The sequence below is a fragment of the Pseudomonas sp. GM80 genome, from assembly GCF_000282515.1.
Lineage (GTDB): Bacteria > Pseudomonadota > Gammaproteobacteria > Pseudomonadales > Pseudomonadaceae > Aquipseudomonas.
The window spans coordinates 1-800 of the sequence record NZ_AKJD01000034.1 but is presented as its reverse complement, the minus strand read 5'-3'; the positions used below and the strand labels follow the sequence as shown (position 1 = coordinate 800).

Below are 800 nucleotides of genomic sequence, written 5' to 3'. Positions count from 1 at the left end.
TCGTCGACAACGCGCAGGACGTGGTCATCGAAACCAGCACCCTGGCCAACGAGATCGACACTGTTCTGGCGTCGGTGACCTACACCTTGGGCGCCAATATCGAAAACCTGACACTGACCGGTTCGGCCAACATCAACGCCTATGGCAACGCCGGCAACAACGTGCTGATCGGCAATGCCGGCAACAACGTAATGTTCGGTGGCGCAGGCCTGGATACCCTGATCGGAGGTGACGGCAACGACACCTATAACATCGATCAGGCCGGTGAACTGGCGCTGCTGGTGGAGAACGCCAACGAAGGCACCGATCTCCTCAACATTACCTACGCCGCCACGGCGCAGACCAATGTCGTCGACCTGAATCAGGCCAGCTTGCAAAACATTGAAAATATTCTGCTGAGCGGTGCCGGCGCTTTCACCGTGCTCGGTAACGACCTGAACAACATCATCGTCGGCAACGCCAGCAACAACATCCTCAATGGCGGCCTCGGTGCCGATACCATGACCGGCGGCGACGGCAACGACACCTATTACGTCGACAACGTCGGCGACACGATTGTCGAGCAGGCAACTGCGGCTTCGGGCATCGACACCGTCATGGCCTCGATCAACTACACCCTCGGCGCCAACCTCGAGAACCTGACCCTGCTCGGGTCGGCCAACCTCGATGGCACCGGCAACGCCCTCAACAACGTTCTTACCGGCAACAGTGGCAACAACGTGCTGGACGGTGGCCTCGGCGCTGACACCATGATCGGTGGCACGGGCAACGATACTTACATCGTCGACAACGCGCAGGAC

At 59.4% G+C, this 800-nt stretch carries 1 protein-coding gene; it reads left to right on the top strand.

The window, feature by feature from the left end:
- The coding region (locus tag PMI37_RS03330) for a calcium-binding protein (RefSeq protein WP_008078051.1) at positions 1-800 on the top strand (800 nt) is incomplete at both ends.